This is a genomic window from Ectobacillus soli (assembly GCF_042610425.1).
Classification (GTDB): Bacteria; Bacillota; Bacilli; order Bacillales; family Bacillaceae_G; genus Ectobacillus.
Map to the genome: position 1 here is coordinate 38,117 of NZ_JBGJZM010000003.1, position 16,883 is coordinate 54,999.

Sequence of the window (16,883 nt, forward strand, 5' to 3'; positions counted from 1 at the left end):
AATGCTTTAAGGTAGGGAATGGTTTTTATGAACAATCAATGAAGACTAGCCCGCTTGAATAAAGCGGGCTAGCTAGAATGATGGTTACTGACTGCATGTGGTTGCAATAGATTAGCAAATTGCTCGATAGTCGTTGAATATTGAACAAACTGGCGTGGCATGGTGTAATATTCGTCCGGTGCTCCTTTTTCAATAAAGAGTCCGTGGCGAACGGTTACAGCAAATTGATAATATTTCATAGCCTGCTGCATGATATCCTTATTATAGTGACCGTATGGATAGGCAAAGGCCATGACGGGCTTTCCTGTCATTGCTTCTATTACATCCTTTGACTTTTCTAATTCTTCCTGAATATTTTTTACTTCGGGCAAATCAGGATGATACATCGTATGCGATTGAATGGAAAAGAAACCTGATTGTGACATATCCCGTAGCTGATCAGCTGTTAATCGATGATGCTTACCAACAAAACCAGCGATGACAAATATAGTACCGGACGGTCTAAAATGATCGCTTTTCATCTTTTTGAAAATTTCATAGGCATTTATATTGTTTTCATAGCCATCATCAAAGGTGATGCATACTGGCTTGTTAACTGTGTTTATTTCATTCCATCTATCAAACGTTAAAGGGGTATAGTTATGTTCTTTTAAATAGCGAATCTGCGCCTCGAAGTTTGCGGGAGAAACATATAGTTCCTCTAAGCCACTTCCCTTAAATTCCGCAATCGAATGATACATTAAAATAGGAACGTATTGCTGAAACGTTACAGTTGATTTGGCAATTGTGATCATTGGCTTCTTTTTCTTTACTCTTACTGCTTCTATCTCATATTGGCCTCGCTGTGATTCAAATTGCTTGGTAGCAAGTACTAAGGAAAAGTTTGACTGTTTGTCAGTAGACGTAAAGGTTTTAGCGCTTGAAGGACCATCCGCAGTGCGCCAAACCCGGTACATGACTTCATCTGTTCTAGCCGGCGTATGTACAAGGGAGAGCGTGACTGAAGATGCATCTCCTATTGGTTGATCATGAATAATTTCGGTTTTCGGGGCGGCTAATGTAGGAGAAGATAGGAAAAGAATGAACATCATAAACAGAACAGCAATTCTCATAAAATCCCTTCTTTCATAAACATACGGATAGTGTTCCACATTTTAGGAATTTCTTGCATGCTTCGAAAAGAAAAATAGAGGACTTGTAAGAAGGTGTTCCAGCAAGTATGATAATGACAATAAAGTGAAACTTCCCTCAGTGGGGGCACTGAAAAAGGTATCACTCTCTTACATACCTAGAGAAAGTACCTTATTTCTTTGCCTAACCAATAACGGAACTTGTAGTAATTTCTTTACTCATAGATACTAGATTGCTGCCCTCGATAGTGGATCATGCGTTTCAACGGGAACATAAACAGGGCATTGATTACCGCCTCGAGCGAAAATCAAGATAGCCGGTCATCAATCGACTGCTTTAGTTACTGTTTCGAGTGAAAATCATAGTTGCCGGTCATCAATCAACTGGTTTTGGTTACTTACTGCCCACAAAGAGTGGGATAAAATGTAGATTCAGGAGGAGAAGTCATGGAAAAAAACAAAGTAACATTTGCATCAATCGATGAATACATCTTGCAGTTTCCCCCTGACGTACAAGAGAAGTTATTCAAGCTGAGACAGGTAATTAAAGAATGCGCACCCGAAGCAGAAGAAAAGATTAGTTATCAAATGCCGACCTTCGCATACTACGGAAACCTCGTATACTTTGCGGCATACAAAAAGCATATCGGTTTTTACCCAACTTCAAGCGGTATTACTGCGTTTGGGCAGAAGTTATCTTCCTATAAAAGCTCCAAAGGAACCGTACAGTTTCCCATTGATCAGCCGCTACCTTATGAATTAATCAAACAAATTGTTTTATTTCGCGTTGCTGAAAATCGTAGGAAAGCAGAAAAGAAAAGATAAGCGGCTTCGCGGAAATAGCGACTGTTTTGTGAACAAAGATGTCTATTTCTGGTCGCTGTATTGCTTTGTTTTTTTCCCTACCCCTCCATCTTTCTACCACATTTTTTTCGGTAAACATTATAGAAAATCCAACAATTAAAATAGCATGATTGTAGCCTTGAACATATGGGAACGATTTCTTATATAGGTTACAATTTCATTCTTAACTAGGAAAGGAACAGACTATGACAGCATACATCGCAGAAGTATTTGCCACCGCACTCATGGTGATATTAGGAAACGGCGTTGTGGCCAATGTACATTTAAAAGGTGCAAAGGGACATAAGAACGGCTGGATGGTCATCTCCACGGGGTGGGGATTTGCCGTCATGATGCCAGCCGTCATTTTCGGAGGAATTAGCGGAAATCATATTAATCCAGCATTCACGCTTGGACTTGCGTTAAATGGTGAATTTCCGTGGGAGAAAGTAGGTCCGTATATTTTGGCGCAGTTGATTGGTGCATTCCTTGGCGCTATTATTGTATGGATTATGTACAAGCCATTCATGGATGATACGGAAGATCAAGTCGACATACTCGGTTGCTTCGGTTCTGTCGCGGCTTACAAACGCTCCAATTTGAACGCCTTTTTGACTGAATTTATTGGTACATTTATTCTCGTTTTTGGTGCCTTAGGAATCGTTCACTCTCCGCTAATGGGGCAGGATAAATTCACGGCCCACATCGCAATCGGCTTCCTAGTATGGGCGCTCGTTCTTTCCGTTGGGGGTCCAACTGGCCCAGCCTTAAACCCAGCCCGCGACATTATGCCACGTCTAGCACATGCACTCCTGCCGATCAAGGGCAAAGGAAGCTCAGACTGGAAATATGCCTGGGTACCTGTAGTTGCTCCGATCTTAGGATCGATTTTAGGGGTGTTTACGTATATACATTTGTTTAAATAAGAGTGGAACGGACCGGTGGTGAACATCGGTCTTTTTTATTTTTTCACGAAGGTGGTGAGTACGTAAGGGAGAGGATTGTGCCTGCAGGAGTGTAAAAACAGCTGGGGAGGGAAGAAAAGGGAGAGAATTGTGCCTGTGGGAGTGGAAAAACGGACGGGGCGGGAAGAAAAGGGAGAGGATTGTGCCCGTGAACGAGGGAAAAGAGGGTTTGCAAGAACGAAAGGGAGTGAATCGTTCCCGTAAACATGGAAAAACAGCTGTAGCGGGAACGAACTGACCTCCAAAGCATCTATCATATGTTCCTGCAGACGATAAAAGGTACTACCTGCATGTTTTTTAACAGAATGAATTGGTGCTGTAGGATTTCCAATTCCCTGCTAATGGCCCAAGAACTTACCTGTCTTTCAGAAGTGCAGCAAATTGCTCCATCGTTGTGGAATGATGGATACGAATGCGTTGCTGCAGAAGAAGTTCATTTGGTTTTCCACGTTCTTCGAAGTATCCGGGCTTTGTAGTTGTAGCGAATTTGTAATATTTCTTTGCTACCTCAACAACCTTGTCGTTTACGTGACCAAACGGGTAGGATAAAGCAATCACAGGTTTTCCTGTAATGGATTCAATTTGTTCCTTAGCACCTTTCAGCTCTGCCTCAGGATTGGGCAGAGTTGGAAGATCAGCATGAGAAAGAGTGTGAGATTGAATCGAGAATATTCCAGAGTTCACCATCTCTTTGATCTCGTCATGTGATAGCCAAGAAGAACCAACAGTGTCTGCGATAACATAAGCAGTTGCTTTCGGGGTAAAGGAGGAATCCTTTAATTTGGTTAGAACAATGAATGCATTCTTATTGTTTTTCATTCCATCATCAAATGTAACAAAAATAGGCTTATTCACTTCAAATCGTTTATTCCATTGTTCGAATGTTAACAACGTATATCCATTTTCTTTTAAGTACTGCATTTGCTTTTCAAATTGGGCTGGCGATACAAATAAATCTTTAATCCCCACACCATGATAGTCATCAATTGCATGGTACATCAAAATAGGAATCTCATGAGAAAACGTAATGGTATCTTGTCCAAGGAGGATAGGAGTACCTTCTTGTTTGGTTCCGTAAGCTTCAATTGTATATTCTCCGCGCTTATTCATAAAATCTTTTGTATCAAATACAAGCGAAAACTGGTTCGATCTATCCGAAGAGGAGATGGACTTCTTATTACTAGTTCCATCAGCCGTTCTCCATATGAAATAGCTAATTTCCTTCCAATTTCCTGTAGGATTTTTAATAGATACGGTAGCAGAAGTAGAGTCAAATGTAAGGGGAGAATAGGTAATTCTATTTTTGGAAAGATCACCTGGATATACGTGATAGGCAGATGCGGAAGGAATAGCAAAGAATATACTGAGTAGAAAAGTAAAGATAACGAAGGCCCTTTTCATTTCTAGTTGTTCATCTCCTTTAAGTAGTTTGATGTAAGGTTGGATATAAAGATACATGTATTGTTCCTAATTTTTTATTTTTCTTGCATGTTCCTGATGAACGACCAATAGGAAAATCAAGACAAGATATGGTACAATGAAACGCAGCAAATCCGAAAAAAAGAGGGTAAATACATGACACCACCAGTTCAAAAGAATGAATATATAGATGTAGTATTTGAAGACATTACGCATGAGGGAGCCGGCGTTGCGAAAGTAGACGGCTATCCAATTTTCGTACCAGACGCATTAACAGGTGAACAGGCACAAATTAAAGTCATCAAGGTCAACAAAAACTTCGCATTTGGCCGATTGATCGAACTAAAAACAGAAAGTCCGTTCCGCCAAGAGCCTCCTTGCCCGGTCTATAAAGAGTGCGGTGGTTGCCAAATCCAGCACATGACCTATGAAGGCCAATTAAAAATGAAGGAAAAACAAGTGAAAGACGTTATGCAGCGTATCGGCAAGCTAACGGACATAATCGTTCATCCTGTGCTCGGCATGGAAGAGCCATGGAGCTATCGCAACAAAGCTCAAGTACCAATTGGAGAAAGTGAAGCCGGATTAATCGCCGGATTTTATAAAAAAGGAACGCACGACATCATCGATATGGACAAGTGCCTCATCCAAATGCAGCAAAATGACGAGCTCGTCCAGCAAGTAAAAGAAATCTGCAACAAATACGGCGTCCGCGCTTACGATGAACAAACGCATAAAGGAACGCTGCGCCATGTCATGGCACGCTACGGCAAGGTATCGGGCGAAATTATGATCGTCTTCATTACAAGAACCGCCCATCTATCGCGCCGTGATGAAATCATAAACGAGCTTGTCACAACTTTCCCGCACATCACATCCATCGTGCAAAACGTAAACGACAAGCGCACAAACGTTATTTTCGGAGACAAAACAACCGTCCTATACGGCTCTGAATCCATCCGTGACTCCATTGGAAACGTGCAATTTGCTATTTCCGCGAGATCGTTCTACCAGGTCAACCCAGTACAAACGAAAGTACTCTACGAAAAAGCACTCGAGTACGCAGGGTTAAATGGTGAAGAGACGGTCATTGATGCCTACTGCGGCATCGGTACGATATCCTTATTTTTAGCGCAAAAAGCAAAGAAAGTATACGGCGTTGAAATCGTGAAAGAAGCGATTGAAGATGCGAACCGCAATGCCGAATTAAATGGGATTACGAATGTAGAATTTGCTGTTGGTGAAGCAGAGAAAGTTATACCTGAGTGGTACAAGCAAGGTATTACTGCAGATGTGATTGTTGTTGATCCGCCGCGAAAAGGCTGTGACCAAGCGCTACTGGATACGATCATCGCAATGAAACCAAAGCGAGTGGTGTATGTTTCTTGTAATCCGGGAACGCTGGCAAGAGATTTGCGGATCTTGGAGGATGGAGGATTTAGGACAGAAGAGATTCAGCCGGTGGATATGTTTCCGCAGACTACTCATGTGGAGTGCGTCTCGCAACTCATATTAAAGAAAGGCAACTAACACATGGGCGTTGCCTCTTTTCGTATCTTGAAGATGATTAACTTTCTGCTCTTTTCATGTATAGTTAGAGTGATTCATAATGATGAAGCACGAACTGTAATGACTGTATAAGATGGAAGGGGACATAAAATGAGAAGGATTATTTTATCGACAGAGAGTGGAGCGGATTTACCAAAAGATTTAGCTGACAAACATGCAGTTCAAGTAGTCCCAATGCATGTTATCATGGACAGACAAGATTATTTAGATGGTTCGTTACCCGTAAACGATATTTATGAATATTATGAGCGTACAAAAAAAATACCGTCTACAACTTCTACAAATGCTTATGAGTATCAGGATTTTTTTTCGAAAATAAAAGTGGATTTTCCTGATTGTGTCATTATTCATATTGGTTATACGTCTAAGGCATCTTCTTCCTTTCAAAATGCGCTAATTGCAGCGGAAGATTTTGAGGATCTTTTTCTAATTGACGCTTTGAACGTTACAGGTGGATTAACCGCAATTGTGATGTATGCTGTTACCATGTTAGAGAAAGAACCTACGATTGAACCTGTTCGCTTAATAGAAAAAATAGAATCAAAGGTTCCTAAATCAAGGCTGGCTTTCATTCCCGGCAGCTTAGAATTTTTAAGAGCGGGTGGACGAGTAAGTAATATTGCTTATCTCGGAGGGGCTTTGTTAAAAATAAAACCATGCATTGAATTAATTGAAGGAAACCTTGTTTCAACTAAAAAATATCGTGGGAATATGAGCGGAGTTGCAGAAAAACTCATGCAAGATTATTTAAATCAATACAACATTGATAGAGAACAACTTTATTTTCTATACTCAATCGGACTCAATGAAAGTATCAAACAACGGATGGATGAAATCGCAAAAGAAACTGGTTTTGAAAATGTAAAATGGATTCAGGCGGGTGCTATGATTTCTACTCACTCTGGACCTGGGGGCTTCGGGATTGTAGGGTTAGAATTGTAGGAACGTTCTAAAATGTCCCAGGGATGCTTAGACTTTTTACAACAATTAGGTGTGATTCTAAATATAGATAGACTTTCAATGTACTCAAAAAATGAAAACTTAATTTGAAAGGTATACACTGCTACATAACGTGTCTGCGATCACCACTCAAGCCATGTGGAGTGTGTGACGCAACTTGGTTTAAAGTAAGGCAACTAACTATTAGGGAGTTGCCTATTTACTTTTTTGATATCCAATTTACAACGAAGTAGTATAAGATTAAATGTGCCGGTGGTTTTGTTGTGACTGAATTAGGATTATCTGCATCAATGGTGTAAGCAGCAATAATATAGCATATTTTTGTAGTTTGAGTAGGTAGGGTTATAAAAGTAAAAGCAGGGAAACTCTAAATACAATTACTATCACTTTCATAAAAAGGTACAGGTCGAGGAAGAGGTAAGGATTGAAATAAGATAGATTGGTATGAAGATCTCTGTTACTTTAGAGTACAGGCACTAATTTAAAAAAAATAGGAGGTTTATTGTGGAGAATAACGATATATTAATTCGCTTGAGATATGCAATGGAAATAAAAAATAAAGAAATGGCAGAGATATTTAAACTTGGCGGTGTGGATGTAACAGTACCAGAAGTAATCAAAATTCTCACAAAATCAGATGATGATGCTGAAAGTGACGATCAAATAAAATGTAACAACAGTATGTTAGATTCATTTTTAAATGGTTTTATTATTTTTAAAAGAGGAAAACAAGAGCCCAAACCAGGACAGCCTGATACGCCAGAGCCATCTATAAAGAAAAGTCCAAACGTTAATAATCTCCTGTTAAAGAAAGTAAAAATAGCATTAGCATTAACTACTGAGGATACGCTGGATATATTCGAAAAAGCAGGAATCACGGTTTCAAAAGGAGAACTCGGCGCTTTCTTAAGAAAAGAAGGGCATAAGAATTATAAAGAGTGCGGAGATAAATACGCTAGGAATTTCTTAAAAGGGTTGGCTCTCAAATACAGAGGATAATGCATGAAAGAATCATACAGGTGATGAGATGATACATACCTACTTAGGGGAGACAATCCGTTTTGAGATCAAGTACAAAAATCGTAATCGTACATCTATAGGAATTACGATAGATAGTTATGGAAATGTGGAGGTCCAGGCTCCGAAAGGGACATCTGATGATAGAGTACTTCAGTTAGTAGAGGAAAAATGGAATCTTATTCAGCAAAAATTATTAGAAGTGAAGGGTAGGCTGCTTGGACCGCAGAAAAAGGTCTATGAGTATGGTGAGAGTTTTCTTTATTTAGGAAACAATTATCCCATACAAATCTTTCAAGATATAAATATAACGCAAGAACATGTAGTGTTTAAAGAAGAAAAGCTACATATTTATGTAAAGCAGCTTGACACTGAAAAAATAAAACAAACTTTAAAACGATTTTATTACCAGCAATGTAGGTTTTTAGTGGAGAAGAGCATATCCTCCTATCAAAGCAACTTCAAAACAAAACCACGTTCTTTTCGTATCTCGGATAGCAAAAATACTTGGGGAACCTGTGATTCAAAACGGCAGTTAACATTCAATTGGAGACTGGCAATGGCACCACGGGAAGTAATCGACTATGTAGTCGTTCACGAAATGTGCCATATGGTTCATCTTAACCACGACCGATCCTTCTGGCGTCTTGTTGGAAAAATAATGCCTGATTATAAGGAAAAGGAAAGCTGGTTGACTTTATCGAGTTGGAAAATGACTGTTTAGCAATTACCCGTTACACAATGTAAATGTAACAAAAAAATAAAATGAGAATGGTACCTTTCTCTTTACACAAAGTATTTTTGAGAGGTACCTTTTTATTACTAACAGTTAATCATTGCGGGAAGGATCAAGTCACCAAAAGCATCTGTTAAGTAACTAGGATTAAATTCGCATTTTTGCGAATGGGATTCAATAAATCCTTTTGCTCACCCGTGACCTGATAATTCATATTTGAATTGTATACGTATCTCCCTCCCTATTAGTAATCACAAAACCCCTTCAATGCCTCAAGATCCTTTATTTTAAACGTAGATAAGTGAAAATCAATTATCCCCTCATCCCTCATTTGGCATATTTCCCTCGACATTGATGGTCTTGATACATTTAGGAAATCAGCGAGTTCGTTTCGTTTTAAGGATAAGATAATCGTGTTGCTTTTTGTTTTTTGGTATTGTTCCAATAAGTAGGCACAGATTTTTCCGCGTATACTTTTGATTGAAAGGTATTCTACTTTCTTGTTCATCATTATAGATTTATCTGATATTATTTTCATAAAATTATGGAGCATGGAGGTATGCCAAGTGCAATTGTTTGCGCATCGATTGATAAGGTCAGCATGTGTAAGAAATAAAACCTTACATGATGTTTGGACTCGTACGGATACCGGCCATGTTTTATGACTTGAGAATACGAGCATTTCCCCAAATAAATCCCCTTTTTTAACGACGGTCATAATGACCCTGTTTCCAACGGCGTTTTCTTTCACAATCGTTGCTTCGCCTTCTAAAATCAGGCCAAATTTGTCGATTGATTCACCGACCGTTACAATCGTTTCGTTTTTGCCATAGCTTTGTATTTGGGGAGTTAAGCATTGTAAGAGGGAAACCATTTCGTTCTTTTCTATTCCATGAAATAAAGGTAAGTTGTCAGGTATATCTAAATAGACATTTTTCATGTTAATATCATTCCTTTTGTATCTCCAGATACCGAATTGAATTCATAGATACAATATAATAATGACACAGAAAGAACAAATAAAATAGCAAAACAGGAGGTATTTCATGTCAAATATGTTTTGTTTTCAATGCCAAGAAACTGCTAAAGGAACAGGATGTACGATACAAGGTGTGTGTGGGAAAACGGCAGATGTTGCAAATACGCAGGATTTATTGGTTTATGTAACGAAGGGATTAGCAATCATTAGTATGGAAGCAAGAAAAGTTGGGATTATGGATGCTAATGTCGACAAATATGTAACGGAAAATTTATTTTCGACCATCACGAATGTAAATTTTGATAGAGAAGCACTTTTAGATCGAGTAAAAGAAACGTTATCATTAAGAGAAGAGTTAAAAGCGAAAGTTTTAAAAGCTGGTGTACAGGTTTGGGAAGCGAATGGTGATAGTAGTTTCTTTAAGAAATTATTTGGAATGAAAGCAAACGAAGTAGGTATCCCAGATGCTGCGGTATGGTCAGCTGTCAATAGTAGTGAGTTTGATGCGAAGGCGGAACAGGTTGGCGTATTGGCAACTGAAAACGAAGATATAAGAAGCTTAAGAGAACTGATCGTATATGGGCTGAAAGGTTTAACAGCATATATGAAGCATGCGATGAACTTAGGATATAATGATGCTGACGTTCATGGATTTATAGTAAAAGCGTTAGCTGCTACATTGGACGATTCCTTATCCGCAGATGATTTAGTTGCGCTTGCATTAGAGGCAGGAAGATATGGTGTAACGGGTATGGCTTTACTTGATAAAGCGAATACAGAATCATATGGACATCCTGAAATTACGAAGGTGGACATTGGGGTAAGAAACAATCCCGGAATCTTAATTTCTGGTCACGATTTAAAAGATCTTGAGATGCTACTTGAGCAAACAGAAGGAACTGGCGTAGATGTGTATACACATGGTGAGATGCTTGCGGGGCAATATTACCCAGCCTTTAAGAAGAATGCTCACTTTGCAGGAAACTATGGAAACGCATGGTGGAAACAAGGAGAAGAGTTTGAACAGTTTAATGGAGTTATTCTCATGACTACAAACTGTGTCGTTCCTCCAAAAGATTCATATAAGAATCGATTATTTACAACAGGAGCAACAGGTGTATCCGGATGTAAGCATATTGAGGAAGAAGAAAACGGAAATAAGGATTTCTCAGAATTAATTGCTATGGCTAAAAAGTGCCAAGCTCCAACTGAAATAGAAACGGGAGAAATTGTGGGTGGATTTGCTCATAATCAAGTAATGGCTCTTGCTGATCAGGTTGTAGATGCTGTTCAAACAGGTGCAATAAAGAGATTCTTTGTAATGGCTGGTTGCGACGGTAGAGTGAAATCAAGAAGCTACTATACGGAATTTGCAGAAAAACTTCCACAAGATACTGTTATCTTAACTGCAGGATGTGCAAAATACAAATATAATAAATTAGAACTTGGCGATATCGGTGGAATCCCAAGAGTACTGGATGCAGGACAATGTAATGATTCCTATTCACTAGTTGTTATTGCATTAAAGCTTCAGGAAGTATTTGGATTGGATGATGTGAATAAACTTCCAATATCCTATAATATAGCATGGTATGAACAAAAAGCTGTAATCGTATTATTATCATTATTATATCTAGGCGTTAAGAACATCCACTTAGGACCAACACTTCCAGCTTTCCTTTCACCAAATGTGGCGAAAGTGCTAGTAGAGAACTTTGGAATAGCAGGAATGGGAACGGTTGATGAAGATATAGAATTGTTTTTAGGAGAATTAGCTTAATTTCTACATTTATTCGATTGGGATGTTTAGAAGGTCTCTAAACGAAAAAAGAAGCTGGATAAAAACGTTTCGTTTTATCCAGCTTCTTTCATTTAAGGGTAATTATCAGTTATTTTCGCATTTTTTTACTTCTTAACAGGGCACGTTTTAATCCCAAAGATAGCGTATAGCGGACAAAAACCAAAGGCTGCAGTTAGAATCGGAACTAAGCCTAGTAATCCTATATATTTCAAGTTGCTTGGAATGATGAATAAAAGACTTAATAAGACCACACCAATGATATAGCGAATTACCTTATCCGTACTTCCCACGTTTTTCATGCAAAGCCCTCCTCTTATAGTAGGTTTCCTATGCATCTAGCATAGCCCTATTTAAGAAAAGGTTCCGTGACAAAGTCACATTCCTGCGATTTTCTTTAATCCTTCTATATCTCTCACGATAATTTTACCGCGTGCTAAATGTACTATATTTTTCTTTTCAAAATCTTTCAGAAGTCTACTAATCACTTCTCGTGCTGTTCCTAATTCAATTGCTATTTTTTCATGGGTTATGTCTAGTTTTTCTTCGCGTTCATGGTGATTTAGATTATGGAGGATAAAATGAGCAAGTCGTTCGTCCATGTTTTTGAACACAACTTCATCAATTAATAGCATGACCTCTTGTAATCTAGTCGAGATCGTATGAAAAATGAATTGCTGACAAGCTGGTTCTTGTGCAAACAGCTCTTGATAAAAGGAAGCAGGAATAACTCCGAGGGTAGCTCCTTCTTCCACCTCTGCCATTGCGGGATACTGTAAGTTTCCCATAATACAGGATACACTTAAAACGCACGTTTCCCCATTTCTCAGTCGATATAAAGTCATTTCTTTTCCTTCCGGTGAAAGCTTGTATACGCGTATGATTCCATCAAGAACAAACACCAAATTGGTACAAGCAGTTCCTTCTTCAAGAATCCTTGTCCCTGCAGGATAAGAATCAATTTGAATCGTTTGTATAAACTTTTTTAGCATGACCGGCTTGAGTTTCGTTAAAAACGGGAAACTAGTTTTAAGCTCAGCTAAAGAGTCTCCATCGCTCACGTTTCTTCGCTCCTCATCTATTTAAAAAATATGTATGTATAGAACTATTGTACACCAGGTTCTAGGCTTAGAAAGCTAAGGGGTGTGCAAGTTGCAGTTAGGAAACCGTACCGTGTATAATGAGCGTAATAGCAATAGTCAATATTTGGCAGTCATTCTGAGGAAAACATATATTAGGGAGGCTGAAAAATGGAAGAAAATACAAACTCAACCATTACAGTAGAAGCAACCGTTCATGCGTCAGTAGAAAAGGTTTGGACATATTGGACAGAGCCAGAATATATTAAACAATGGAGTCATGCTTCAGACGATTGGCACACAACACATGCAGAAAATGATTTGCGGGTCGGCGGCAAATTTTCAAGCAGAATGGAAGCAAAAGATGGAAGTTTCGGATTTGACTTTGGTGGAACCTATGATGAGGTGCAACTACACCAGTTCATTTCGTATACCCTTGGCGATGGGAGAAAGGTAAGCATTACGTTTGAAGCAATCGGAAATGAAACGAAGGTAGTGGAAGAGTTTGAAGCAGAAGCCGCCAATTCTATTGAAATGCAGCAAAGCGGTTGGCAGGCTATTTTAGATAACTTTAAGAAACGGGTAGAATCGTAAGGACGAAACGCAATAGGGTAAAGCAGTTGATTCAGTCGAGTTATCGGGGTGTGCATGGTGCACCTCGATTTTTTTGTGGGGAAAACGTGGATAGATAGCTAGAAGGAATGTAAACGTAGACTAACATTTTTTGTAACATCTGGTTGGTAGAATATTCAGATAAGCGAAGTATACTGAAGACAAGGGGTGTGAAAAGTATGATTTGTATGAATCTGAAAGCCTTACGAAAACTTAGCAAGTATACGCAAGAGGAAGTTGCAGATAAAATCAATGTTTCGAGACAAGCCGTTGCGAAATGGGAAAGCGGAGAAACGGTACCGGATATAAATAATTGTTTAGCTTTGGCAAAGCTATTTGGTGTGACATTGGATGATCTTGTGAATTATAAGGATGATCGGGGTGGACTTGGGATTCGGCCGATAGGGAAACACATATTTGGGACGGTGAAGGTGGGAGAACGTGGGCAAATTGTGATTCCCAAAAAAGCGAGAGAGATATTTGAAATTCCTCCAGGAGATAGCTTACTCGTTCTGGGCGATGAGGCACAAGGGATTGCAATTGTAAAAAACGAGGAGTTCCTGCAGTTTGCAAAGGAAATTTTTCAGGCACAGGAATATGAGGGGGAAGAAAAATGATTGCCATCCAAACTACGAATTTGACAAAGAGATACAAGGATAAAACCGTTGTAGATTCTCTCAATCTTTCAATTGAACAAGGTGAGCTGTTTGCACTGCTTGGCGTGAACGGAGCAGGAAAAACGACTACGATTAAGATGTTAACTTGCCTAAATAGTCCAACATCTGGTGATGCAACGCTATTTGGAGACAATATTGTTTCCAATCCTCTCGCAGTAAAAGAAAAGATTAATGTGTCACCACAGGAAACGGCTGTAGCTCGTAATTTATCTGTAAAAGAAAATCTAGCATTAATTGCGCAAATACACGGGTTCGACAAGAAGGCGGTCAATCATAAAGTCGAGGAGATGCTTACAACGTTTGGACTTACGGAAGTGTCCAAAGCTAAAGCAAAAACGTTATCGGGAGGAATGCAAAGACGTCTTAGTATTGCGATGGCCCTTATTTCGAACCCGCAAATCCTTTTCCTAGATGAACCAACTCTCGGATTGGATGTGTTAGCAAGACGGGAACTATGGGCTGCGATTGAAAAGTTGAAAGGAAGTATGACTATTATTCTTACAACCCATTATATGGAGGAAGCAGAAGCCCTTTCGGACCGTATCGGGGTCATGGTGAAAGGAAGATTAAAAGCAGTTGGAACAGCAGCAGAATTGATGGCAAAGACGAGTACGAAAACACTTGAGGATGCCTTTGTTTTACTAGCAACTGAAGAGGAGGGAGAACGATGAAATCATTTATTCTTGCAGTGCGTAACGGGAAGGAGATTCTGAGAGATCCTTTGAATTTGGCATTTGGGATAGGCTTTCCGTTGATCATATTATTTCTACTATCTGCCATACAAGCGAATATTCCTGTTAGTTTGTTTGTCATTGATAAACTCATTCCTGGCATAGCTGTTTTCGGTCTTTCTTTCATCTCACTTTTCTCTGGAATGCTACTAGCGAAAGATCGAAGCACATCATTTTTAATGCGATTGTTCACGGCTCCGCTTTCTGCTTCCAATTATATTATGGGGTACTCACTCCCGTTACTACCAATAGCTATTATTCAAATGGTCATCTGCTATATTGCTGCCTTTTTTTTAGGATTACCGGTCAATGCAAATGTTTTGCTTTCCTTGATTGTGCTCATACCTGCAGCTGTGTTTTTTATCGGAATCGGACTGTTGGCGGGTAGTATATTTAATGATAAGCAGGTCGGTAGCATATGCGGAGCACTTTTAACGAACCTGAGCGCATGGCTTAGCGGCACCTGGTTTGATTTGAATCTGGTCGGTGGCTGGTTCAAATCAATTTCCTACGCACTTCCGTTTGCTCATGCCGTAGATGCGGGTAGAGCCGCTATTTCTGGAGACTATGCATCAATTTTACCGCACCTTTGGTGGGTCATTGGCTACGCAGTTATCATCATGATCGTTGCCATTTTCACCTTTAAGAAAAAAATGAATGGAGAAACCGAGTAAATAGAAATACTGGTAACCTTTCGTGCGGGCATTTTGTTGCTGCTCGCAAGCTTTTTTTACGAGAACGGGCAAAAACGGAGTCCTTTTGTTACTGTTTGCAGGCTTTTTTCTCGAGAACGGGCAAAAACGGGGCCCTTTTGTTACCGCTCCTAAGTTTTTTTCCCGTGAGTGGGTACAAACGGAGTCCTTTTGTTACCACCCGCAAGCTTTTTCCCCGCGAGCGGGCATAAATGGAGTTCTTCTGTTATACACGATTCTCCCCCCTATTTCATCATCCCACTTAAAGGCTTCAAACCAATATAATCCAAGGCTTGATTTACATGATGGATGTCGTATATTTGTTTTTCTACGCAGAACTGAATGACTAAATCAAACGTATCACTATCGGATAAGGAGTAACCGGCTGCGCTTAAGAGGCTATCTATTTCTTCCTCGTCTAATTCGAGGGCTAAGGCGAGAGCAATGGCGGTATTTTTCCCGATGTTGTAGTCCGGATTGGAGCGAATTTTCGAAAAATGCCTGCGATCAATCCATGCCTTTTTGTAGATTTCGGTGTCACTAGTTCCTTTGTTATCGATAAAGGAAAACAATACCTCGTTAAAGGTTGGCATGCGTTTCTTGTTAATGTAATCTTCTAGTTCGATCGTTTGCATGCTTTCAGATAAATCAGGGAGAACGATTTCTTCTGCGTAAACTTCAAGAAACACCTCATTCTTATAGAAGTCTACATATTCCTGCAATTCTGTTAAAAGTGTTGTCGTAAGCAATGGAGTTCCTCCCAATTGTCGCTTGGTAGGCGACCAAATAATGGATGAAATTAGCTATTATTATAGCATAAAGACTAGGAGGCGATGATTTGTATGAATAACAATTTAACAGAGATTATTTTTTTACTTGATAGAAGTGGGTCAATGGGAGGACTAGAAACGGAGACGATTGATGGGTTCAATGCGTTTATCGAGAATCAGAGACAACTAGATGGAAAAACTATTGTCACAGCGATCTTATTCGATGATGCGTATGAAATCGTATGGAATGGTGTCGATGCCAGTGAAATAAAGCTGACGGATAAGCAGTATTATGTAAGGGGTATGACTGCGTTTCTCGATGCAGTGGGGAAGACAATCGTTGACGTAGGTCGCAGGCTATCAAAAACAAATGAAGAGGAAAGACCCGGCAAAGTAATTGTGGTCATAACAACGGATGGGATGGAGAATGCTAGCCATGAATTTACGTATAGTAAAGTGAAGGAGCTTGTCAAAAATCAGCAGGAGAAGTATAACTGGGAATTCATCTTTCTTGGTGCTAATATGGATGCCACGCAAGAAGCGAATAACATTGGAATTGCGCGTGAGGATGCGTACAGTTTTGAAGCTACAAAAGACGGTCTAAATGAGATGTACAATGAAATATGCGAGGCAGTGTTTGATAAAAGGCAGTGTTAAAACCAGGAAGGATTTTTCGAGTTTGTATATAAGAAATCCTATTCAAAGACTTGACAGAACGTTCACAAAATAGTAACATTTTCACCAGAAAAGTAGTTTAAAAGACTTCTATCACTTTAGCATCTAGTCAATACATGCGTACTTGATTACGTGAAAAAGTCACAGATATAGAGGCCGAAACGAAGGTAATTGAAAACAAACATCCTTATGTAAGCAATAAGGATTAGAACTGCATATATGGTAGGTAGA

The 16,883-nt window shown here is 39.4% G+C and carries 18 protein-coding genes; 12 read left to right on the forward strand and 6 right to left on the reverse strand.

The genetic code is table 11. The annotated features are described in order from the left end of the window. Positions 1-68: 68 nt before the first annotated feature. Positions 69-1,112, reverse strand: coding sequence for a polysaccharide deacetylase family protein (locus ACAN53_RS14755; RefSeq protein WP_379970915.1), 1,044 nt, complete (start codon positions 1,110-1,112; stop codon positions 69-71). Between the two features lie 465 nt (positions 1,113-1,577). Between ACAN53_RS14755 and ACAN53_RS14760 the strand changes: the two genes are divergently transcribed. Further along, positions 1,578-1,955, forward strand: a complete 378-nt coding sequence (locus ACAN53_RS14760; RefSeq protein WP_379970917.1) for an iron chaperone — start codon at positions 1,578-1,580, stop codon at positions 1,953-1,955. A gap of 224 nt (positions 1,956-2,179) precedes the next feature. Continuing rightward, positions 2,180-2,899: an MIP/aquaporin family protein gene (locus ACAN53_RS14765; RefSeq protein WP_379970918.1), complete on the forward strand. Its 720-nt coding sequence runs from the start codon at positions 2,180-2,182 to the stop codon at positions 2,897-2,899. 393 nt (positions 2,900-3,292) lie between these two features. On the opposite strand, the gene ACAN53_RS14770 is transcribed toward ACAN53_RS14765, so the two are convergent. Beyond that, positions 3,293-4,396 (reverse strand): polysaccharide deacetylase family protein, encoded by a 1,104-nt coding sequence (locus ACAN53_RS14770; protein WP_379970919.1) that lies wholly within the window; start codon positions 4,394-4,396, stop codon positions 3,293-3,295. Between the two features lie 117 nt (positions 4,397-4,513). On the opposite strand from ACAN53_RS14770, the gene rlmD reads away from it, so the two are divergent. The 4 genes from rlmD (at position 4,514) to ACAN53_RS14790 (ending at position 8,627) form a co-directional block, all read left to right on the forward strand. Continuing rightward, positions 4,514-5,887 (forward strand): 23S rRNA (uracil(1939)-C(5))-methyltransferase RlmD, encoded by a 1,374-nt coding sequence (rlmD, locus tag ACAN53_RS14775; RefSeq protein WP_379970920.1) that lies wholly within the window; start codon positions 4,514-4,516, stop codon positions 5,885-5,887. 129 nt (positions 5,888-6,016) lie between these two features. Next, entirely contained in the window at positions 6,017-6,868 is an 852-nt protein-coding gene (locus ACAN53_RS14780) for a DegV family protein (protein WP_379970921.1), read from the forward strand. A gap of 522 nt (positions 6,869-7,390) precedes the next feature. Continuing rightward, complete coding sequence (locus ACAN53_RS14785) at positions 7,391-7,885, forward strand: YehS family protein (RefSeq protein ID WP_379970922.1); 495 nt, start codon at positions 7,391-7,393, stop codon at positions 7,883-7,885. A 28-nt stretch (positions 7,886-7,913) separates the two neighbouring features. After that, entirely contained in the window at positions 7,914-8,627 is a 714-nt protein-coding gene (locus ACAN53_RS14790) for a M48 family metallopeptidase (protein ID WP_379970923.1), read from the forward strand. A 256-nt stretch (positions 8,628-8,883) separates the two neighbouring features. On the opposite strand, the gene ACAN53_RS14795 is transcribed toward ACAN53_RS14790, so the two are convergent. Next, positions 8,884-9,579 (reverse strand): Crp/Fnr family transcriptional regulator, encoded by a 696-nt coding sequence (locus ACAN53_RS14795; RefSeq protein WP_379970924.1) that lies wholly within the window; start codon positions 9,577-9,579, stop codon positions 8,884-8,886. A 115-nt stretch (positions 9,580-9,694) separates the two neighbouring features. On the opposite strand from ACAN53_RS14795, the gene hcp reads away from it, so the two are divergent. Continuing rightward, positions 9,695-11,398, forward strand: coding sequence for a hydroxylamine reductase (hcp, locus tag ACAN53_RS14800; RefSeq protein ID WP_379971096.1), 1,704 nt, complete (start codon positions 9,695-9,697; stop codon positions 11,396-11,398). Between the two features lie 125 nt (positions 11,399-11,523). Here hcp and ACAN53_RS14805 read toward each other — a convergent pair whose 3' ends face one another. Both ACAN53_RS14805 and ACAN53_RS14810 read right to left on the reverse strand, forming a co-directional pair. Then, positions 11,524-11,718 carry a YgaP family membrane protein gene (locus ACAN53_RS14805; protein ID WP_379970925.1) on the reverse strand — a complete coding sequence of 65 codons (195 nt, stop codon included), beginning with the start codon at positions 11,716-11,718 and terminating at the stop codon, positions 11,524-11,526. Between the two features lie 75 nt (positions 11,719-11,793). Next, positions 11,794-12,477 (reverse strand): Crp/Fnr family transcriptional regulator, encoded by a 684-nt coding sequence (locus tag ACAN53_RS14810; protein WP_379970926.1) that lies wholly within the window; start codon positions 12,475-12,477, stop codon positions 11,794-11,796. A gap of 189 nt (positions 12,478-12,666) precedes the next feature. Between ACAN53_RS14810 and ACAN53_RS14815 the strand changes: the two genes are divergently transcribed. The 4 genes from ACAN53_RS14815 to ACAN53_RS14830 all read left to right on the forward strand — a co-directional run bounded on the left by ACAN53_RS14815 (position 12,667) and on the right by ACAN53_RS14830 (position 15,189). Further along, on the forward strand, positions 12,667-13,089 hold the full coding sequence (locus ACAN53_RS14815) for an SRPBCC family protein (protein ID WP_379970927.1): 423 nt from the start codon (positions 12,667-12,669) through the stop codon (positions 13,087-13,089). A gap of 197 nt (positions 13,090-13,286) precedes the next feature. Further along, on the forward strand, positions 13,287-13,724 hold the full coding sequence (locus ACAN53_RS14820; protein ID WP_379970928.1) for a helix-turn-helix domain-containing protein: 438 nt from the start codon (positions 13,287-13,289) through the stop codon (positions 13,722-13,724). Further along, positions 13,721-14,455, forward strand: a complete 735-nt coding sequence (locus tag ACAN53_RS14825) for an ABC transporter ATP-binding protein (RefSeq protein ID WP_379970929.1) — start codon at positions 13,721-13,723, stop codon at positions 14,453-14,455. The genes ACAN53_RS14820 and ACAN53_RS14825 overlap by 4 nt, the downstream gene beginning before the upstream one ends. Then, positions 14,452-15,189, forward strand: coding sequence for an ABC transporter permease (locus tag ACAN53_RS14830; RefSeq protein ID WP_379970930.1), 738 nt, complete (start codon positions 14,452-14,454; stop codon positions 15,187-15,189). The genes ACAN53_RS14825 and ACAN53_RS14830 overlap by 4 nt, the downstream gene beginning before the upstream one ends. A gap of 263 nt (positions 15,190-15,452) precedes the next feature. Here ACAN53_RS14830 and ACAN53_RS14835 read toward each other — a convergent pair whose 3' ends face one another. Continuing rightward, positions 15,453-15,956 carry a hypothetical protein gene (locus ACAN53_RS14835; RefSeq protein WP_379970931.1) on the reverse strand — a complete coding sequence of 168 codons (504 nt, stop codon included), beginning with the start codon at positions 15,954-15,956 and terminating at the stop codon, positions 15,453-15,455. Positions 15,957-16,049: 93 nt separating this feature from the next. Here ACAN53_RS14835 and ACAN53_RS14840 point away from each other — a divergent pair, with 93 nt between their 5' ends. After that, positions 16,050-16,634 (forward strand): vWA domain-containing protein, encoded by a 585-nt coding sequence (locus tag ACAN53_RS14840; protein ID WP_379970932.1) that lies wholly within the window; start codon positions 16,050-16,052, stop codon positions 16,632-16,634. The last annotated feature ends 249 nt before the right edge of the window (positions 16,635-16,883 follow it).

What these genes read in the sequence shown, in the direction of transcription:
- ACAN53_RS14755 (WP_379970915.1), bottom strand. Translation starts at nt 1,112, where the DNA reads ATGAGAATTGCTGTTCTGTTTATGATGTTCATTCTTTTCCTATCTTCT.
- ACAN53_RS14760 (WP_379970917.1), top strand. Translation starts at nt 1,578, where the DNA reads ATGGAAAAAAACAAAGTAACATTTGCATCAATCGATGAATACATCTTG.
- ACAN53_RS14765 (WP_379970918.1), top strand. Translation starts at nt 2,180, where the DNA reads ATGACAGCATACATCGCAGAAGTATTTGCCACCGCACTCATGGTGATA.
- ACAN53_RS14770 (WP_379970919.1), bottom strand. Translation starts at nt 4,396, where the DNA reads ATGTATCTTTATATCCAACCTTACATCAAACTACTTAAAGGAGATGAA.
- rlmD (WP_379970920.1), top strand. Translation starts at nt 4,514, where the DNA reads ATGACACCACCAGTTCAAAAGAATGAATATATAGATGTAGTATTTGAA.
- ACAN53_RS14780 (WP_379970921.1), top strand. Translation starts at nt 6,017, where the DNA reads ATGAGAAGGATTATTTTATCGACAGAGAGTGGAGCGGATTTACCAAAA.
- ACAN53_RS14790 (WP_379970923.1), top strand. Translation starts at nt 7,914, where the DNA reads ATGATACATACCTACTTAGGGGAGACAATCCGTTTTGAGATCAAGTAC.
- ACAN53_RS14795 (WP_379970924.1), bottom strand. Translation starts at nt 9,579, where the DNA reads ATGAAAAATGTCTATTTAGATATACCTGACAACTTACCTTTATTTCAT.
- hcp (WP_379971096.1), top strand. Translation starts at nt 9,695, where the DNA reads ATGTTTTGTTTTCAATGCCAAGAAACTGCTAAAGGAACAGGATGTACG.
- ACAN53_RS14805 (WP_379970925.1), bottom strand. Translation starts at nt 11,718, where the DNA reads ATGAAAAACGTGGGAAGTACGGATAAGGTAATTCGCTATATCATTGGT.
- ACAN53_RS14815 (WP_379970927.1), top strand. Translation starts at nt 12,667, where the DNA reads ATGGAAGAAAATACAAACTCAACCATTACAGTAGAAGCAACCGTTCAT.
- ACAN53_RS14820 (WP_379970928.1), top strand. Translation starts at nt 13,287, where the DNA reads ATGATTTGTATGAATCTGAAAGCCTTACGAAAACTTAGCAAGTATACG.
- ACAN53_RS14825 (WP_379970929.1), top strand. Translation starts at nt 13,721, where the DNA reads ATGATTGCCATCCAAACTACGAATTTGACAAAGAGATACAAGGATAAA.
- ACAN53_RS14830 (WP_379970930.1), top strand. Translation starts at nt 14,452, where the DNA reads ATGAAATCATTTATTCTTGCAGTGCGTAACGGGAAGGAGATTCTGAGA.
- ACAN53_RS14840 (WP_379970932.1), top strand. Translation starts at nt 16,050, where the DNA reads ATGAATAACAATTTAACAGAGATTATTTTTTTACTTGATAGAAGTGGG.